16 protein-coding genes and 1 pseudogene are annotated in these 17,002 nt (G+C 36.1%); 6 read left to right on the forward strand and 11 right to left on the reverse strand.

What is annotated here, in order from left to right; genetic code table 11:
• Window positions 1-215 precede the first annotated feature (215 nt).
• The gene (locus FH508_RS16235) at window positions 216-923 is read right to left on the reverse strand and encodes a hypothetical protein (protein WP_139859980.1); all 708 of its coding nucleotides are present in this window, start codon (window positions 921-923) and stop codon (window positions 216-218) included.
• Between the two features lie 189 nt (window positions 924-1,112).
• Between FH508_RS16235 and FH508_RS16240 the strand changes: the two genes are divergently transcribed.
• The gene (locus tag FH508_RS16240; protein ID WP_172772122.1) at window positions 1,113-1,277 is read left to right on the forward strand and encodes a hypothetical protein; all 165 of its coding nucleotides are present in this window, start codon (window positions 1,113-1,115) and stop codon (window positions 1,275-1,277) included.
• A 226-nt stretch (window positions 1,278-1,503) separates the two neighbouring features.
• On the opposite strand, the gene FH508_RS16245 is transcribed toward FH508_RS16240, so the two are convergent.
• Together FH508_RS16245 and FH508_RS16250 are read right to left on the reverse strand one after the other, a co-directional pair.
• Complete coding sequence (locus FH508_RS16245; RefSeq protein WP_139859978.1) at window positions 1,504-1,728, reverse strand: PepSY domain-containing protein; 225 nt, start codon at window positions 1,726-1,728, stop codon at window positions 1,504-1,506.
• A 707-nt stretch (window positions 1,729-2,435) separates the two neighbouring features.
• Window positions 2,436-3,203, reverse strand: coding sequence for a hypothetical protein (locus FH508_RS16250; protein ID WP_139859976.1), 768 nt, complete (start codon window positions 3,201-3,203; stop codon window positions 2,436-2,438).
• 220 nt (window positions 3,204-3,423) lie between these two features.
• Between FH508_RS16250 and FH508_RS24150 the strand changes: the two genes are divergently transcribed.
• The 3 genes and pseudogenes from FH508_RS24150 to FH508_RS24155 form a co-directional block, all read left to right on the forward strand.
• On the forward strand, window positions 3,424-3,711 hold the full coding sequence (locus FH508_RS24150) for an N-terminal phage integrase SAM-like domain-containing protein (protein WP_139859974.1): 288 nt from the start codon (window positions 3,424-3,426) through the stop codon (window positions 3,709-3,711).
• Window positions 3,695-4,039, forward strand: coding sequence for a site-specific integrase (locus tag FH508_RS16255; RefSeq protein ID WP_172772123.1), 345 nt, complete (start codon window positions 3,695-3,697; stop codon window positions 4,037-4,039). The genes FH508_RS24150 and FH508_RS16255 overlap by 17 nt, the downstream gene beginning before the upstream one ends.
• A 14-nt stretch (window positions 4,040-4,053) precedes the next feature.
• Window positions 4,054-4,233 (forward strand): annotated as a pseudogene (locus tag FH508_RS24155) (tyrosine-type recombinase/integrase); the annotation flags it as partial.
• Window positions 4,234-4,460: 227 nt separating this feature from the next.
• Here FH508_RS24155 and lepA read toward each other — a convergent pair.
• The 4 genes from lepA to gpr form a co-directional block, all read right to left on the reverse strand.
• On the reverse strand, window positions 4,461-6,287 hold the full coding sequence (gene lepA, locus FH508_RS16260; protein ID WP_172772124.1) for a translation elongation factor 4: 1,827 nt from the start codon (window positions 6,285-6,287) through the stop codon (window positions 4,461-4,463).
• 382 nt (window positions 6,288-6,669) lie between these two features.
• The gene (locus tag FH508_RS16265; RefSeq protein ID WP_172772125.1) at window positions 6,670-8,550 is read right to left on the reverse strand and encodes an acyltransferase family protein; all 1,881 of its coding nucleotides are present in this window, start codon (window positions 8,548-8,550) and stop codon (window positions 6,670-6,672) included.
• A 580-nt stretch (window positions 8,551-9,130) separates the two neighbouring features.
• Window positions 9,131-9,973, reverse strand: coding sequence for a stage II sporulation protein P (gene spoIIP, locus FH508_RS16270; protein ID WP_228134123.1), 843 nt, complete (start codon window positions 9,971-9,973; stop codon window positions 9,131-9,133).
• Window positions 9,974-10,024: 51 nt separating this feature from the next.
• The gene (gene gpr / locus FH508_RS16275; RefSeq protein WP_172772127.1) at window positions 10,025-11,041 is read right to left on the reverse strand and encodes a GPR endopeptidase; all 1,017 of its coding nucleotides are present in this window, start codon (window positions 11,039-11,041) and stop codon (window positions 10,025-10,027) included.
• Window positions 11,042-11,204: 163 nt separating this feature from the next.
• Between gpr and rpsT the strand changes: the two genes are divergently transcribed.
• Complete coding sequence (gene rpsT, locus FH508_RS16280) at window positions 11,205-11,453, forward strand: 30S ribosomal protein S20 (RefSeq protein WP_172772128.1); 249 nt, start codon at window positions 11,205-11,207, stop codon at window positions 11,451-11,453.
• Between the two features lie 182 nt (window positions 11,454-11,635).
• Here rpsT and FH508_RS16285 read toward each other — a convergent pair whose 3' ends face one another.
• Together FH508_RS16285 and holA are read right to left on the reverse strand one after the other, a co-directional pair.
• Window positions 11,636-12,670 (reverse strand): acyltransferase, encoded by a 1,035-nt coding sequence (locus FH508_RS16285; RefSeq protein WP_172772129.1) that lies wholly within the window; start codon window positions 12,668-12,670, stop codon window positions 11,636-11,638.
• 57 nt (window positions 12,671-12,727) lie between these two features.
• A complete protein-coding gene (gene holA, locus FH508_RS16290) occupies window positions 12,728-13,738 on the reverse strand; it encodes a DNA polymerase III subunit delta (protein WP_172772130.1) in 1,011 nt (336 codons plus the stop codon).
• A gap of 169 nt (window positions 13,739-13,907) precedes the next feature.
• On the opposite strand from holA, the gene FH508_RS16295 reads away from it, so the two are divergent.
• Entirely contained in the window at window positions 13,908-14,045 is a 138-nt protein-coding gene (locus tag FH508_RS16295) for a YqzM family protein (RefSeq protein ID WP_172772131.1), read from the forward strand.
• A 32-nt stretch (window positions 14,046-14,077) separates the two neighbouring features.
• On the opposite strand, the gene FH508_RS16300 is transcribed toward FH508_RS16295, so the two are convergent.
• Both FH508_RS16300 and FH508_RS16305 read right to left on the reverse strand, forming a co-directional pair.
• Window positions 14,078-16,177 (reverse strand): DNA internalization-related competence protein ComEC/Rec2, encoded by a 2,100-nt coding sequence (locus FH508_RS16300; protein WP_217270121.1) that lies wholly within the window; start codon window positions 16,175-16,177, stop codon window positions 14,078-14,080.
• A gap of 188 nt (window positions 16,178-16,365) precedes the next feature.
• Complete coding sequence (locus FH508_RS16305; RefSeq protein WP_172772132.1) at window positions 16,366-16,935, reverse strand: ComE operon protein 2; 570 nt, start codon at window positions 16,933-16,935, stop codon at window positions 16,366-16,368.
• Window positions 16,936-17,002: the final 67 nt, after the last annotated feature.

The raw sequence follows: 17,002 nt of genomic DNA on the forward strand, positions 1-17,002 counted from the left end.
TTTGTTCAAAAAATTAAATTAGATAAAATTGCTGCGAGCTTTCAAATAACTATTAAAAAATTTTTTTACTTATATAAACTGAATAACAAAAGCCCAGACTCGCAATTACTCGGGAGCCTGGGCTATTTAACTTTTTTTATTGGCGCTAAAATTATAGAGGTTACTGAATTACTTCTTCGTCCATCTTCAGCACAGCTTATAACGCTTTTTCTCGCTTACCATTGATTGTCCATTTTTGATTCATTAAGCACTTCTTTTTCACTTATAGGCGCTAGGGAAACATCTTTATTTAGTTCTTTATCATCATTATTCTTGATTTCTTCAGCAACTTGTTCTTGAACCGTTTGTATTCGATCCTCTACATTCGAAAGTTTCTCATATTTACTATCAATAAAAATTCCTCGGTCTGCATCCATCTCTAATTCACTGGAAAGGCGATTTTGCTCACGTCCTAATGAATTCTTTGTCAACTCAAGTGTTTTCATTTGTTCTAGTGAAACAGATTTTTCTAAAAGATTTTCCATTGAGTTGGATGGCTTTTCGCTTTTCAAATCCTGTTCATTTTGGTTTGTCGTTTTCTTTTGCTCATCCGTTTGCTGTTCAGCTATTTGCGCATCTATATCAGCTATTTGCTTTTCAAAATCTTTTAGTTGTTCCTTAATAGATGATAAGTCGCCTCCGCTTTCCAACGTACGTTCACTCAGATCACTTTTCATCTTTTGAATATTCTCACGTTGTTTCATTAAACTTTCGATAAGACTCGTTTTAGCTTGCTGCCCTTTAAACAAATTACGAGCTTGTTGTCCAATTGTTAATGTATCTTTATGTACTATAAGATTTTGCTGAACCAATTTAGGCTTAATTGCTGATCCATTTGACAACTTCATGAAATTAGAAGAATTTACTTCATTCGTAAGTTTCATATTACATCACCTCTTGTTTATATATCGACCATTTATTGGCATTTTAAAGTGAAGAATCGTTAACTCTTCGATATGGCTCTTTCATTGCAAATTAAAAAACCAGCTCCGCTATAGTTGTAAGTATGAAGTCGAAATAAACAAGGATATTTTATTGAGATAAGTTAAATAATATCTTTAGGAGGTGTTGAAATGAAAAGGGATAAGAAAGATACAGAATTTGCAACAGACGAGCCAACAAAACAATCAAATATTAAAAAACCTAATGAGCGTGTCGGACATACTGAAACTGCTCGCCCACAAAATCAAGAAGACCTTATAATTAATGAGAAGAAAAGTAAATCAACCTCATTATAATATAAGATTAATTAGGTTTTATTTATTTTGACCACCCATATTTGAAGTGAACCCAAAAAGTTAGACACTTTATACTTTTGTAAGTAAAGTAATTGTCTAGTGTAATCTTAACCATATTAAACGCACCTCAATTGTTAGATTGTGTCTAACAATTGAGGTGCAGTTCATTTCGGAGTCATTTTTTATTGTTTATTCAACTAAGTAAGTCCTGTCCTTTTATTTTTAATTAATCATAATCATTCTCTTCTTCAATTTTTCGAACTACACCTGTCTTTGCATTTACTTCTACTTCATAAATCTTATTTTGAGCAGTTAAAATGAATATTTCATACACTAAAGTGCCGTTTTCCATATCCATACCATAATGAATGATCTGGCCAGGTACTCTTTGCACAGCAATCTGCATTGCCTGTTGGGGAGTAATTCTCTGATTATATGAAGGCATTACCATATTTTATCCTCCTCTTTTTGCATACATGCTCCTATAGTATGCAAAAGCAAGGAAAACTGTTATCACTTATCATTTACTACCTCTCTGCTGAATTGGTGACATATAAACCGATAAATGGTCAGTTATACCATTTTATAAATCCTGAAATCATACCGTCCTTAACAGCGTGCGCAATAAAGCTTTTGTTTCAGTTCTCATAACTGGTTCAAATCAATACCTCTCATAAGGCTCATCTCCTATTTTTGAATAAGAAAAGCCCTCCACAGAAATGTGAAAGGCTTAACTCAGATATATTTATTCGTTAGTTACCATTGAACCCTAAAAAAATACGTTACAAACTCTTACCACTACTGAATTAATTCGAATCATCTATCTTCTGTACAGCCATGAACCCTTCCTGTAGAAACATTGTATTCAGGCGTATCTTTTTATACTTCTATATAACCGACAATCCTATGATATATAACGGTTTGTCGGTTGTTTTTTATTTAATTTTATCTAGTTGTATATAGGTTTTATCTTCGCTTATTTACTATCATTGGTGGGGATATGATGGGGAAAATAACAAAATTGCCACCCATCACAGAGTGGTCTTATTATTGTTTATTCAGCTAAGACCAAGACATTGACAAACATTGTATATCAACAACCATATAAATAGCCCCCTTATCAATTAAATAAGAGAGCTATATATAATTCATAATATATCACTTATCTCCAACTGACTTTAATAATTTTATTGGAAAATAGCTAACTAACGAATCCGATTCATTCCTTACATATAGATAACCATTAATTTCAATACCTAGCGATGAAAAAACGCTTCCCTTTAAATACATTCTGTTATCATCAGCTCGAACGTATCCCTCTATTGGACTAAGTTGCGCTCGCGTATCCGCTGTTAACTCATAATGTACGCCTTCTTTTCTTTTTATCGTTTCTGCTATTTTAATATCTGTCCCTTGATATCCCATACATATTTCTCCATCTGCATCCATGAAACAATAAGAAAGGAATTGTTCGTCATTTGAGAAAGAAATCTTGGCCGCTTGTCCATTGAGCTTTTCATCTTTATTAAAATATTTTCCGTAACTCTTAAAGTATCCAATTTGGTCACGATTAATATAAATATAAGTTGGATTGTTATAGAAAGATGAACGAATTTTTATTGGTACTTCTTTGAAAATTACCAAATCCGTTGCTTGTACGCGATATTGCCCCATCTGGTAAAATATTTTGCCATCATATTTTTCAATATCATACGTTCTAAAGAAGTTATTTGACTTAACCACTAACGAATCAAACGTACCATCTGAATTTTTCTTGTATACCTTGATGTCTTTTTTAAAGGTCATTTTTCCTGTTTGCTCTTTTACAACCTCTGCTCCATCATACATTACTTTTGCTTCTGATTTTGTTGGATTTACTACTGCGATTACAAATGCTGTTAGTAACACAATAAGTATTTTTTTCATTATTCTCCTCCTACTCAGTTTTAAAAAAATAATCTCTCAGTATTATATACTAGTAATCTAATATTCTAGCAACGAATGTTAAAAATCCAACAAAAGTAGAGTGTTTTTCCATTACATTATTTCATCCATCTACCATTCTACCCAATTCTCTAAAATAAATGGTTTATTACTAATTTGATTGTGAAAGGCTATCTCTTTCCTTTAGCCAGTTATAGAAAGGATGCATGAATATGTTGAGCTCAAATTAGAGCCCAATACGTATTATAATTACGAGTCGACGATTAGAATTCACATAATACCTCATTTGGGTAAGTATAAAGTGAAATCATTGACTCCATATGTATTGCAACAGTTTATTAATCTAAAAACGCGTGAGGGTTACGCTCGTCAAACTTTGAGCATTATCGTGGGTATCCTTAGTAAGTCCTTAAATCATGCTGTATATCCGTATAAATACATCAAAGAAAAACCAAATGCATTATGTGGAATTAATGAGAGACAAAAATAGAAAACCTACTCGTGAAGAGTTAAAAATCCAATCGAAAGAAAACTTAAGAGGCATTAATAGCACAATAAATGAAGATCATCCTTTTTATCTACCATTTCATATTGGCTTGCATTGTGGATTACGTGTTGGAGAAGTTTGTGGTCTTGATTGGAAACATATAAATTTCGAAGAAATGACACTGGAAGTTGAGCAACAACTGGTTGGTATTAAAGATGAAAACGGAAAAATTCAATGGCAACCTAGACCTCCTAAATCAAAGGCTGGTTATCGTACGATTCCTTTTGGTAATGCAGACGTGCAAAAAAGAGACAACGGGAAAATCGTTTAAAGTACGGTGAATTTTATAAACAAAATCCCGAACATGATTATATATGTAAAAAAGAAAGTGGTGAACATTGTACACCAAGTGTAATCAAATATAACACTAGAAAAATTAGCGAAAAATTAAATATTACTTTTAATTATCATTCTCTACGCCATACACATGCTACGACTTTAATCGAGAATGGTACTCCTGTTTAAACTGTACAAAAAAGATTAGGACATAGTCGAGCTGCCGTAACAGAAGATCGCTATGTCCACCTCACTGAGAAAATGGCCAGAGATGCCACGAACATCTTTGATTCATTTGCTCAAGATATATAAAATTACTAACATATTTTTTTATGGTGGGGAATTGGTGGGGAGCCCCACCATTTAACCCTATAATAATTTATCAAAATACGTTACAAACTCTTACTACTACTGAATTACTTCGAATCATCCATCTTCAGTACAGCCATGAACGCTTCTTGTGGTACTTCGACGGAGCCGACTTGTTTCATACGTTTTTTACCTTCTTTTTGTTTATCAAGAAGTTTACGTTTACGGGAAATATCTCCGCCGTAACATTTCGCTAATACGTTTTTACGCATCGCTTTAATTGTTGAACGCGCGACAATTTTTTGTCCAACTGCGGCTTGAATCGGTACTTCGAATTGTTGACGTGGAATTAATTCTTTTAGTTTTTCTACGATAATTTTGCCACGTTCATAAGCGAAGTCGCGGTGAACGATAAAGCTTAGTGCATCGACTTGCTCAGCATTTAGTAGGATATCCATCTTCACTAGTTTTGAAGGCTGGTAACCGATTAGCTCATAGTCAAATGATGCATAGCCTTTTGTATTTGATTTTAAATAATCGAAAAAGTCATAGACAATTTCAGCTAATGGCATTTCATAAATAATGCTGACACGTGATGTATCAATATAGTCCATTGTCATGAAATTACCACGTTTCATTTGGCAAAGTTCCATAACCGCCCCAACGTAATCATTCGGTACCATAATCGTTGCTTTCACATATGGCTCTTCAACACGATCAATCTTTTGTGGGTCAGGCATAAATGATGGGTTGTCGACTTTAATGGACGTACCATCTGTCATATGCACTTCGTAAATAACAGATGGTGCTGTTGTAATTAAATCGATGTTAAATTCACGTTCAATACGTTCTTGAATGATTTCCATATGAAGAAGTCCTAAGAAACCACAACGGAAACCGAAACCTAACGCTTGTGACGTTTCAGGCTCATACTGCAATGCTGAGTCATTTAACTCTAATTTTTCTAAGGCATCACGTAAGTCATTATACTTAGCTGTATCGATTGGATATAATCCACAGTACACCATTGGATTTAAACGACGATAACCCGCTAATGGCTCAGCTGCTGGGCGACTCGCAAATGTTACAGTATCCCCTACGCGCGTATCACCTACATTTTTAATTGACGCTGTTAAGTAACCAACATCACCAACCGTTAATTCACTTTGCGGTACACTTTTCGGAGTATGTACGCCGACTTCAATAACATCAAATTCTGCGCCTGTCGCCATCATGCGAATTTTATCACCTGGTTTAACAGTACCATTCATAATACGAATAGAGATAATAACACCTTTATAGGCATCGTATACAGAGTCAAAAATAAGTGCTTGTAACGGTGCTTCTGGATCACCTGTTGGTGCAGGAACCTTTTCAACAATTTGCTCTAAAATATCTTCAATTCCAATACCAGCTTTTGCAGACGCTAATACCGCTTCAGATGCATCTAAACCAATGACATCTTCAACTTCTTGACGAACACGCTCTGGATCTGCCGCAGGTAAGTCAATTTTATTGATAACTGGTAGTATTTCAAGGTCGTTATCAAGTGCTAGGTAAACGTTAGCCAGCGTTTGCGCTTCAATGCCTTGTGCTGCATCCACAACTAAAATAGCGCCCTCACAAGCAGCTAAACTACGTGATACTTCATATGTGAAATCGACATGTCCAGGTGTGTCGATTAAATGGAATGTATACACTTCGCCATCTTTAGCTTCATATTTTAATTGGACTGCATTTAACTTAATTGTTATGCCTCGCTCACGCTCTAAATCCATTGAGTCGAGTAGCTGTGCTTTCATTTCACGGGATGTCAGTGATTTCGTTTGCTCTAAAATACGGTCAGCAAGCGTTGATTTCCCGTGGTCAATATGTGCAATAATAGAGAAATTTCGAATATTCTCTTGTCTTTTTAATCGTGCTTCTCGGTTCATCTCTTCCACTCCTAATTAAACTATAATGAATTATACTATGAACCATATACAAACCACAACATTAGAACGGCATAAATGCTGTTAAATCAATGGTTACTCTTATTTATGTTTCTTATCTTCTGCATTTCAATGCAAAAAATAGCACCTAATTAGGGCACTTAAGCTAAATATTGCTTTCTAGAAGGAACAGCATAAATATGGCGAGTGTGTGTATAATATTAATAAAAAATGGTATTATTGTATTAAATTAGTATTTTTAAATTCCTTATCCTATATCTAAATTAAAAGAGAGACCAGCTGCTTAACTATAAGCAGCTGGTCTCTTTGTATTTTCATGAACTTCTACATTGAAGTGAGTATATGGAGGCTATGGGCTGAATCATTATACTTCTTTCTGATGCGCATTGATCGCTTGTTGAATAAGGTTACATAGCGCTTCTACCCCTTTTGGTTCTAAATGGACGCCATCTGGAGCAAAATACTCGGGGTGGTTAAGCGCTGTTGAATGCCAATCAATTAACGTAATATTGTTATACTCATGCGCTTTAGTTGCTAAAGCATTATTTACTTTTGTTTCCCAAGGACGGGGTACACGTGTATTCACTAGGTAAATTTGAGCTTGCGAGAACGCTCCGAGTAGCGTGTCAATCTGGTCATTTGTAAAATAGCCATTTGTGCCTAATTGAATAATGACCGCTTTTTCTTGTTGATTGAAGCGAGTGTAACTAGGAACCAATTTTACTGCTTGTGAAACTTGTCTCCCTATTTTTCCATCGATTGTAATGTTAGGGTAGAGCGTATGTAAACGCGTAGCAATATCAATCATGACTGAATCACCGATTGCTAATAGTTCCTTATACGGTTTTTTTATAGGATTTTCAATCGGCTCATCTTGTTCTGTTTGAGATGTATCGTCATTTTTTTCCACTGACGGTCCTACTTCTTCATCAGTCTTATTTTGTTGAGCCGAATCTTTAATAGAATGTTCTTCACCATTTATTTTAATATTTGTAGGGTAATTCTCCTTAGAGTCGTGTTGTGCTTCCCCTACTACCCCTGTCATACCTGTAAAAAATACTAATATGAATAGCGGAATAATAGCAGTTGCTATCTTTCTTGCAATTGAAAAATTGTGCCACTTGCTTGGATTGATAACTAAATATTGTCGGAAGTATGTTCGGAATCCTTGTTTACGAATCGGCATTTCAATAAAACGATACGACAATTCTGCGACGATTAATATAAACACTAGCTGTAAAGCGACACGCCAATAAACTGGATTGCCTATTTCATGAACAGGAGTACTTAGCACTATTATTGGGTAATGCCATAAATAAATTCCATATGATCGAGAACCAATCCAGCAAAGTGGTTTCCATGAGAGTAGTTTTCCTAAGAAACTAGCTGGATGACAAACACAGGCAATTAATAGCGCAGCATTCATACAAAATAGGAACATACCACCTCTGTATAAAAATGCTTGGTATTCATCTACAAATAAAATACTTACAATAAAAATTATAAAGGTAATTACACCGATACTATTGAGCTCATAAACATGCTTTGTAGAAAGCTTTTTAGTAGAAAGTCTTTTCATCGGCCAAACGAAGGCTAACCAACAACCGATTAGTAATTCAAATGAACGAGTATCTGTTCCAAAATAAATGCGACTAGGATCAGCTCCAGGCTGAAATAAGATAGCCATAAGGATTGCTGAACAAATTGCTCCAATAAAAATAATGTTAGAAAATTTGCTTTGTTTTTTCACAATAGACAATCCAATGATTAATACAATTGGCCAAATAACATAAAATTGTTCCTCAATCGCTAACGACCATAAATTTTTCAAAGGAGAAGGCGACCCAAAACTATCAAAATAAGATAGTTTGTGATAAATAAACCACCAATTACTCGAATAAAAAATGGAGGAAAGAGCATCTCCTCGTAACGTATTAAGTAGCTCTTTATGAAATAACATGACCCACACAAAGGTAGTCATTATCATGACATACGCAGCTGGAACTAGGCGTCTAAAGCGTCCAATCCAAAATTTACGCAAATTAATTGTTATTTGCTCCCCTTGCATCGGTAAAATTGTTGAGGTAATTAAGTAACCTGATAATACAAAAAATATATCAACTCCGAGGAATCCTCCACTGGCCCATCGAAAGTTAAAATGATAAGCAATTACAGCTAATACTGCTAATGCTCTAATCCCATCTAATCCAGGGATGTAACGATGATTCAATGACTTGCCTAACATACTGTTTCCTCCAATAAAATGTAAAACCATTAACATTATTTAGTTATAAAAATAGTTTGTATTACGCCTAGCCTCTGCCCCTTTACTTTCATTTCCATTACCTATTATTAAAGACGTATGAGCTACCTAAAAAGGTTAACCATTTTCTAAAACAAAAAATTTCCGCTGAGATTTTTTAGCTCCATGATTTTATAAATACCTATATGTATCAAATACTTAACTTCTTAATTAAAATTTGTAATATTAACCAACGAAAAAAAGCATCTGCCCATAATGGTAGATGCTTTTGAAGCGGTTTTTTCCATTGATGTACACCATCGAAAATCGCCCGATTCAATAAGGCGTATGAGCTGACTTGAAAAGTATAATGCAATGGAAAAACAATTGAAAGACCTCTGAAACAAAAATTTTTAGGTAATTTTTTCAAAAGGTACTTCTGTTCACCATTTATTTCCTTATAGGTCTTACTACAACTCATTTTTATAATCGTGGACACCAATGAAGCTATCGCATAGATATGCGTATTTTATTAAAACTAGCGATTCCGAAAATTTTTTATAGAGATAATAAAAGCTAGTTTTTAACTTTTGGATTCAGTTACAAAGCTTTTCGCAATTGCTTTCCCAATAACAGCAATGGTACGATTTAATTCTTCTTCCGTATTATCAATTCCACCTAATTCAATTAAAATCATTTCCTTGGCTAAATCTTGATTGTAACGACCATCTACATTGTCACCACTTTTAGAGATAACTCCTCTTGATACTTTCGGCACCATCTCATTCATAGCAACAGAGAGAGTTTCAGCATAAGCAGTATTCCATCGGTAGTTTTTATGTTCCGCCCCCACAACAATGGCAATGCGTGCGTAACTTTCATTGTTGTGTGTAATCGTTGTCGCATCTCGTTTAGCGGAATCTCGGTGTAAATCAATCACTAAATCATAGGATTGTTCCTGTAAACGATTGGCTAAATATGGACGTACTGTGTTGTAAGCTTGTGGAAAGGTTTTACCTTCAGATTTCATTACCTTCATGACATCTACATCTAATACATCTGTCTGTATACCGTTCATGCTAAAATGCTTGGAAATAGCTCCTTGTAAATTAAAAATATTTGTCTTCTCATCATAAAAGTCTGCTTTCCCGCTTACCGCTTTCACCATTGGTTGATAGGCTTCTTGTGAATGCGTAAATAACAATAATACTTTAAAAGGATCCTGTTCTTTCGTCTGCTCTTTCGTCAACTCTAGTGCTGTTTGTTCAGGCAAATTTGTAGCGGCAAACACGACTTGTTTATCCTCTGGTTGCTTGATCGGAGTCGATGCTTGCTTGTTGAACGGAAGTTGCCCAGCAATGACTGGTAATACGAAAAAGAACAATAATAGACCAATTGACCATTGTAGTTTTTTTAGCAAAGTCACACCCTCCTCCCAATATCGTATGGAGGGGATGTGTCTTTTAGAACGATGATTTTATAGATCGTTTGCCCAATTCATAAGCATAGTTGAAATGATTGTTGCATACTTATCTATCCAATAATCTGCTTCTTTTGGTGTAACCATTAACTGTGAATGGGAAGCGGCAAATGTCTCTTCAAAAAGCTGTTGACGTTCCTCTTTTGTCCATGTTGCCCATTCACCAAAAATCGGGGTCACAAGCGACATATCAAGTTCCTTATTAATATCTGGGCGCCAAGAGGATAAGGATAATTTAGATGAAGGCTTTCCGCGTTCTGCAACACGAGCCGCAATAGAACGTAGCATCACCTCTACTGCATCCGCAATTAATACGGGCGCGTCAACGACAGTTGGAATTCCAATTGCAGTAACTGGGATACCGAGCATCTCATAGGAAATTTCCTTGCGCTGATTGCCGACACCCGAGCCAGGATGGATCCCTGTATCAGTAAGCTGAATTGTTTTACATAATCGATCGCTCGCTCTTGTTGCGAGTGCATCTACTACAATTATTAATTTGGGCTGTAGCCGCTCTGCCAATGCTGCTACAAATTCACCTGTTTCATAACCTGTTTGTCCTGTTACCCCAGGTGCATACATGACAAATTTGTCATCGATATGATCTAAACTATGCAAATGATCGATCACATAAGGTCCAATAGCATCTGGCGTAATCGTTCTATTTCCAAGACCTATAATTAATATTTTGTCATCTTCCTTCCAGGAAATTGACTCATGCAATGTTTTAAAATTTGCTAGCAATTCTTTCTCAAGCTGGTCGAATCCATCTTCATCCTCTAATGTAAGCGTTGGGACGGAAAGGGTTATATATTTCCCTTCCTTTTTGCCTATTTGTTTTCCACCCTCCGCATTTACTTGGACATCGGTAATTTTCACACGCCCAGCAGTTTTGTCTTCGATTTGAACCCCACTTGATTGTTTAAGTGTATCTTTTTGTTCTTTCGTTTGATGCAATACTACCTCTTCAGATTCATCAATTAAATCAGTACGCTGCCAATTTAAGTTTTGCATTCAGTTCACCTCAAATTGTAGTTTGTTCAAACTGTCAAGTAAATATTCTTTGCATTTATCTATTGCAATTTAGCCTAGCGTTTGTTAAAATGATTTTTGTTGTATTGACACAAGAAATCAATGAGAAGATATCATCTCGTACCTATTTTAGGAGGTGAAAGATATGCCAAACATTAAATCTGCGATTAAACGCGTAAAAGTGAACGAAAAAGCTAACGCTGCTAACACTCAAGCTAAATCTGCAATGCGTACTACAGTGAAAAAAGCTGAAAACGCTGTTGCTGCAAACGCTGAAAACGCACAAGAACTTTTACAAGCAGCTTACAAATCTTTAGATAAAGCAGCTTCAAAAGGACTTATCCACAAAAACGCGGCGGCTCGTAAAAAGTCTCGCCTAGCTAAAAAAGCTTAAGTGTTTATTAAGGATCAGTTTACTCTTAGGAGTAACTGGTCTTTTTTCATTTCTTTATGTTTTTCAGCAATATATAAAAAATCCGCCTTGCAGCTAAAGGGGAAAGTGATAACACATTCGTGTCTTACTTACCTACCAAAAAGCAAAGCGGATTTTAATATATAGTTTTTCCGTTTTTTAAACTATATTAGTTTTTTCAACAAAGGTATTTTCTGTATTATCCACACAATTATTGTAGAAAGTACTAAAATAATGACTACTTGTAACGGAATCGCCATAAGTGGCTTTACAAAGAGCTCATTGCCTTCAAAAAAATGCGGACGGACCTTATCTAAAATCATCGCATGCACTAAGTAAACACCAAAGCTTGTTTGTCCAATTAGCTTGACAATCCCACTTGTTTCATAGCTTCCTTGTGCTACTTTTCGATTGACCCAATATTTCACAAAAACAAAAAGTGCAATACTCATCGCAATTACATTAAGGCTTGAATACGAAAATGCATAGCCTGAAAATTGCCCTTGCTGCTCAGACAAGACAATTGTCCGCCAAATCGTTTCAAGTGCTCCAATAATCCCTAACATGTAAATTCCAACACGCCATTTTTTTGATAGCTCAAATTTTGCTAAATAGTAGCCTAGTAAAAAGAAGCCGATGTACTCACTTAAAGGGAAAAACAATGTAAATTCATTACTCACAATATAGGAATAATATCGGAATACCCCATAAAATAATATCCATAGAACAACCACATAGCCTATCACTTGTTTGGAGGCATGATTAACAAAAATATTAAATATTGGCGCTAGTAGATAAATACCGATAAGCGCATAAAAATACCACAAATGATAGTATATCTGGTCATTAAAGAACATGATTAGAAATTCTTTTACTGAATACCCTGGATTCCACATATATGTTGCCCATACATAATAAATAATCGACCAAGCTACGAAAGGTAGTAAAATTTTATTGGCACGCTTTTTAAAAAAGGTACTCAAAGATTCTTCCTTTCGTCCAAGTAAAAGTGCCCCACTAATCATTAAAAAAATGGGTACACACCATCGTGACAAAGCATTGAACACAATGCCCGTTTGCCAATCAAAACCATCTATTTTGTCATAAAGTACGACATAAGGAGTCGCAGCATGTAAAAGTAATACACCTATAATAGCTATGGCACGTAGGCTATCCATGTACTGAATTCGTGTTTGCACGTTCAAAAACCCCCCACGACATTATACAACCATTCATGCCCAACAAGTTAATATTTTTTACAGTCGGCGCAGTAAAAATAGTTCTAAATAACGCTCGCGGTTTCCTCCAGCTGTTTTTAGCTTTAAATCAACCTCTGCCAATTGATACAAAGCTTTCAATAAACTCTCTTCGGATGGACGATTGCGTTGCTCGACCATTAACTTTACACGATAAGGGTGGATTTTTAAATTTTTTGCAATTTGCTGTGGATGGTAGCCTTTTTTCAGCAAGTAAAAAACATTCGACATCGTTCGCACATTAGAGGCAAGAAGTCCAACAAGCATAATCGGCTCTTGTTTTTGTCGCAATAAATCATGGTAAATTGACAATGCTGCAACAGGGTCATGTGCTAAATAAGCATTTAACATTTTAAAAGCATCTTGTTCTAGTGTTTTCGCTACTAAATCCTCCACTAGCATCGTTGTAATTTCTCCACCGTCGCCAACATATAATGCCAGTTTTTCTATTTCCATCTGCAGTTGGAGCATATTCGATCCAACCATTGAGACAAGCTGCTCAATAGCACTTTGAGTAATTGTATTGCCTTGCGATGTTACAAGCCCTTGAATCCACACAGCTAAATCTTGTTCTTTCGGTGTTTCCGCTTGGACGATAAACGCATGTTCTTTCATCATTTTTGTCACTTTTTTTCGTTCATCCAGCTTTTCATATGGAGCAATAAAAACCGTCACCGAAAAATCTGAAGGATTTGCTAGCCATGACTCTAAACGTTTAACATCATGATCAATTTTTTCCTTCCCTTTTTCAGTTGCCTTTAAAAACGACGCATTTTTAGCAATGACAAGCTTTCGTTCTGAAAAAAATGGGACTGTATCCGCTTCATCTATAACGACATCCACAGGCAACTCTTCCAAATCAAAAGTGCTCATTTCAATTTCTTCTTCCGTACCAAGTGCTTCTTTTAAACGTTTTACAGTTTCATCTATAAAATAGCTTTCTTCACCAATAATCAAATACACTGGTGCAAGCTCACCTTTTTTTATTTTGTTCCAAACCGTTGAAATCATAATATTTTTACCTCCATATAGCAATACTACTAGTATACATGATTTAGTTTCGATTGTGACTTCGAGCTAAATTGTGTCCATTCCTTGCCACAGTTGGTAATTCATCTTTTCGATATAGCTTTTATGAAAACGATGTCTTATAATTAGTAACAGAATTGGAGGGATGACAATGAATCCATTTGAAGGTAATAATATACAATGCAGACGTAACGATGCTATCGATTCAGGCGTTGGTTTCGGCGTATCATTTGGGGTCTTCACTATTATGTTCATCATCGCAGTAATAGTAGACTACGCAAGCATGTAATCTACCTCTTATACCAATGAAAAAGACCTTGTTCACTTTCGGACAAGGTCTTTTTCTGTACGAACAATCCATTTTCCACCATGAACCGACACTTCAATTGTCCCATCAATGCTTGTCGTTTTCGTCGCTAATTGCCGCATCCTAAAGCGCTCGACTACAATATCATGAGGATGATGGTAGCGATTATTACGTCCTGCACTAAAAACGGTTAATGCTGGCCGAAGAAGCTCTACAAATGGCTCAATACTTGATGTTTTACTACCATGATGGCCTGCCTTTAACAGCGTCATATTTGCTAATTGGTGGCCATATAGCTTTATCAGCTGGCGTTCTCCAGCTTCTTCTAAATCACCTGTTAACAATGCTCGAAAGGACCCTTGCTGTATAAATAACACAATGGAATCGTTATTGCCTTCATAAAGTGTATCGTGTGGGGATAAATAGTGAAAACGCGTTGAACCTACTTGCCATGAAGTACCTTCCATTTTTTCCTTCACAGGTACTTTTTGTTTCGTGGCTTCCGCTAATAAATCTTGCATGGCAGGTGTATTTAATGAGCCTGGTGTTACATGAATTTCTCGCATCCGTATCTCTTCAAGCACTTCTTCGGCTCCTTCTACATGGTCAGCATCTGGATGTGTCACAATCAAAATATCAACAACACGAATACCTTTACCTTTGAGAAATGGAACAACAACCTGTCTACCAACCTCATAGGGGCTGTTTGAGAGCTTCCATGGCTCTTGCCTAAGTCGAAGTACACCTCCCGTATCAACCGCGTATACGGCCCTTCTAAACGGTAATTCAATGATTGTACAATCACCTTGACCTACGTTCAAAAACGTGATTTTCGTTTCCTTATAGAGCATCGGTGCAAAATGTATACAAAGAGCTGGAACAAGGAGGACAATGCCGACTTTAAAATAATGTTTTGTTTCTAACAAATATAAACTAATAAGCACGCTAATAAACGCTATGCAAACTAGCCATATTGTTGGTTTCCCAGGCGACCATAGTTGCAATGGTAATGCTTGAAAAAACAAAATTGCCTCTGTTAGCCAAGTACGCAATGGCTCATATATTTGAAATAATAGCTTAGCTAAAGGCATAGAGACAAAAGTGACAATAAGCAATAAAATATTCATCGGTAAAATAACAAACGAGAATAATGGTACAAAAACAATGTTTACCAAAAAGGAAGATATCGATAGCTCATAAAAATGATAAAGCAATAGCGGATAAACAAGTAGTTGGCATACAAATGTAATTAAAAATGTTTTTGTCAACCAGTGTCTATTCTGCAAAATAACGCTTGAATATATAAGACTGGCCGTTGCTAAATAGGATAGCTGAAAACCAATCTGAAAAATAACCCCTGGCTCTAGTAAGACAAAGCCAATAAAGCTGATGGCAAGTGCATCTTCTACTGCCATATACCACCCTTTTAGTCGCATAAACATTATTATTTCTACAACTGCCACCGCTCGGATTACTGAAGGAGCACCACCTGCTACTACACCATAAGTGGGTAATATGATAAGTAGAATAATTGTGGCCATCTCTTTACGAATACCGACACGAAGAAGGCCCTCATAAAACAACCAACATATAAGTGCTACATGTAAGCCAGAGATTGCAAATAGATGCGTAATGCCGAGTTTTTGGTATGCTCGTTGAAGCTCATCATCCACATGATCTCGTAAACCAATAAGCAGCGACTGTGCCTCTGCTATTAATGATGGCGGGAAAGTAGTCTCAATATGTTTTTTAAGAAGAAATCGATAATTTGCTAGAACAGAGCCTATCGTTTTATTTTCTGACATCAACGTCCAGCTTTTCACTTCAAATATCCCCCTTGCGCCCTTACTTACTAAGTATTTCTCAAATGAAAAAGCGTAAGTATGTGCTGGTGGATTTGGTGCTACAAGTTCTCCTTGAACGATATAAGTAAAGCCAGTAATTAATGTATTTTCATAAAAATGCTTTTCATGCTCTGAGGATAATGTATACGTGACATATAGTTTTTCGCCTGTATCTGTCCTCGCAAATCCACTTAGCCGTTGTCCATTAATTTTATAATCGCTCGTCCATGTTAATTGAAAAGTTGACGGTAATGGGGAAGGTTCCGTCAATTGTATCTTTGTAATAAAGAAGAAGGAAAGAAGTCCAGCAGCTACTACGAGTGCTGTGATGATGAATGTTTCACCTTTTAAAGTAAGCCAAGTTGCTATAATTAGTAAACTCGCTAAAAGCCAAGCTGACTTGTGTGCCGCTAGTGAGGCAACAAGTACAGCAAGCGCTATATAAATCCATTTATGCTTTATTGTATTTTGCCAAATAATGCACTCACCTTCTGTTCATAAGGGAGTAATTTTTCAGCAGGCACGCCACTTTCACGTAATTCATTAAGCATATCTATGTACAATGCCAATTTTTCATTTCTTAAAAAGTCAATTTTGCGTTCATCAAAAGGTACGTGCAATACCTCTACGCCTGCTTTTTTAAATAATTCTTGCGCATATGAATTGTTTTTATAGTCCGTTGCATAATAGACACGTTCAATTCCTGCTTGAATAATTGATTTTGTACATGGAAGACAAGGGAAATGTGTAACATAAAGGTCTGCTCCTTTTGTCGGAGTACCGTACTTTGCGCATTGCAGTAAGGCATTCATCTCTGCATGCACTGTACGGACACAATGATTATCCACGACATAGCAACCTTCTTCAATACAATGTTCATCACCTGTAATCGAGCCGTTATATCCTCCTGCTATAATACGCTTATCGCGTACGACCGTCGCTCCGACTGCCAGTCTTGTACAAGTACTACGTAACGCGAGTAAATGGCTTTGTGCCATGAAAAATTGATCCCAAGTAATACGCTCCATATGACTACCTCCTAAATTTACTTTCGTTGATTACGAACTGTGCATCTTTGCGCCAGTCACTTTTCTA

It is taken from the genome of Lysinibacillus sp. CD3-6, from assembly GCF_006351725.2.
Classification (GTDB): Bacteria; Bacillota; Bacilli; order Bacillales_A; family Planococcaceae; genus Lysinibacillus.

Bases quoted from the DNA above. Each gene is read 5' to 3' on its own strand.
- rpsT (WP_172772128.1), top strand. From the start codon at position 11,205: ATGCCAAACATTAAATCTGCGATTAAACGCGTAAAAGTGAACGAAAAA.
- FH508_RS16265 (WP_172772125.1), bottom strand. From the start codon at position 8,550: ATGTTAGGCAAGTCATTGAATCATCGTTACATCCCTGGATTAGATGGG.
- FH508_RS16255 (WP_172772123.1), top strand. From the start codon at position 3,695: ATGAGAGACAAAAATAGAAAACCTACTCGTGAAGAGTTAAAAATCCAA.
- FH508_RS16295 (WP_172772131.1), top strand. From the start codon at position 13,908: ATGAATCCATTTGAAGGTAATAATATACAATGCAGACGTAACGATGCT.
- gpr (WP_172772127.1), bottom strand. From the start codon at position 11,041: ATGCAAAACTTAAATTGGCAGCGTACTGATTTAATTGATGAATCTGAA.
- FH508_RS16245 (WP_139859978.1), bottom strand. From the start codon at position 1,728: ATGGTAATGCCTTCATATAATCAGAGAATTACTCCCCAACAGGCAATG.
- FH508_RS16235 (WP_139859980.1), bottom strand. From the start codon at position 923: ATGAAACTTACGAATGAAGTAAATTCTTCTAATTTCATGAAGTTGTCA.
- FH508_RS16250 (WP_139859976.1), bottom strand. From the start codon at position 3,203: ATGAAAAAAATACTTATTGTGTTACTAACAGCATTTGTAATCGCAGTA.
- lepA (WP_172772124.1), bottom strand. From the start codon at position 6,287: ATGAACCGAGAAGCACGATTAAAAAGACAAGAGAATATTCGAAATTTC.
- FH508_RS16240 (WP_172772122.1), top strand. From the start codon at position 1,113: ATGAAAAGGGATAAGAAAGATACAGAATTTGCAACAGACGAGCCAACA.
- FH508_RS16305 (WP_172772132.1), bottom strand. From the start codon at position 16,935: ATGGAGCGTATTACTTGGGATCAATTTTTCATGGCACAAAGCCATTTA.
- holA (WP_172772130.1), bottom strand. From the start codon at position 13,738: ATGATTTCAACGGTTTGGAACAAAATAAAAAAAGGTGAGCTTGCACCA.
- FH508_RS24150 (WP_139859974.1), top strand. From the start codon at position 3,424: ATGCATGAATATGTTGAGCTCAAATTAGAGCCCAATACGTATTATAAT.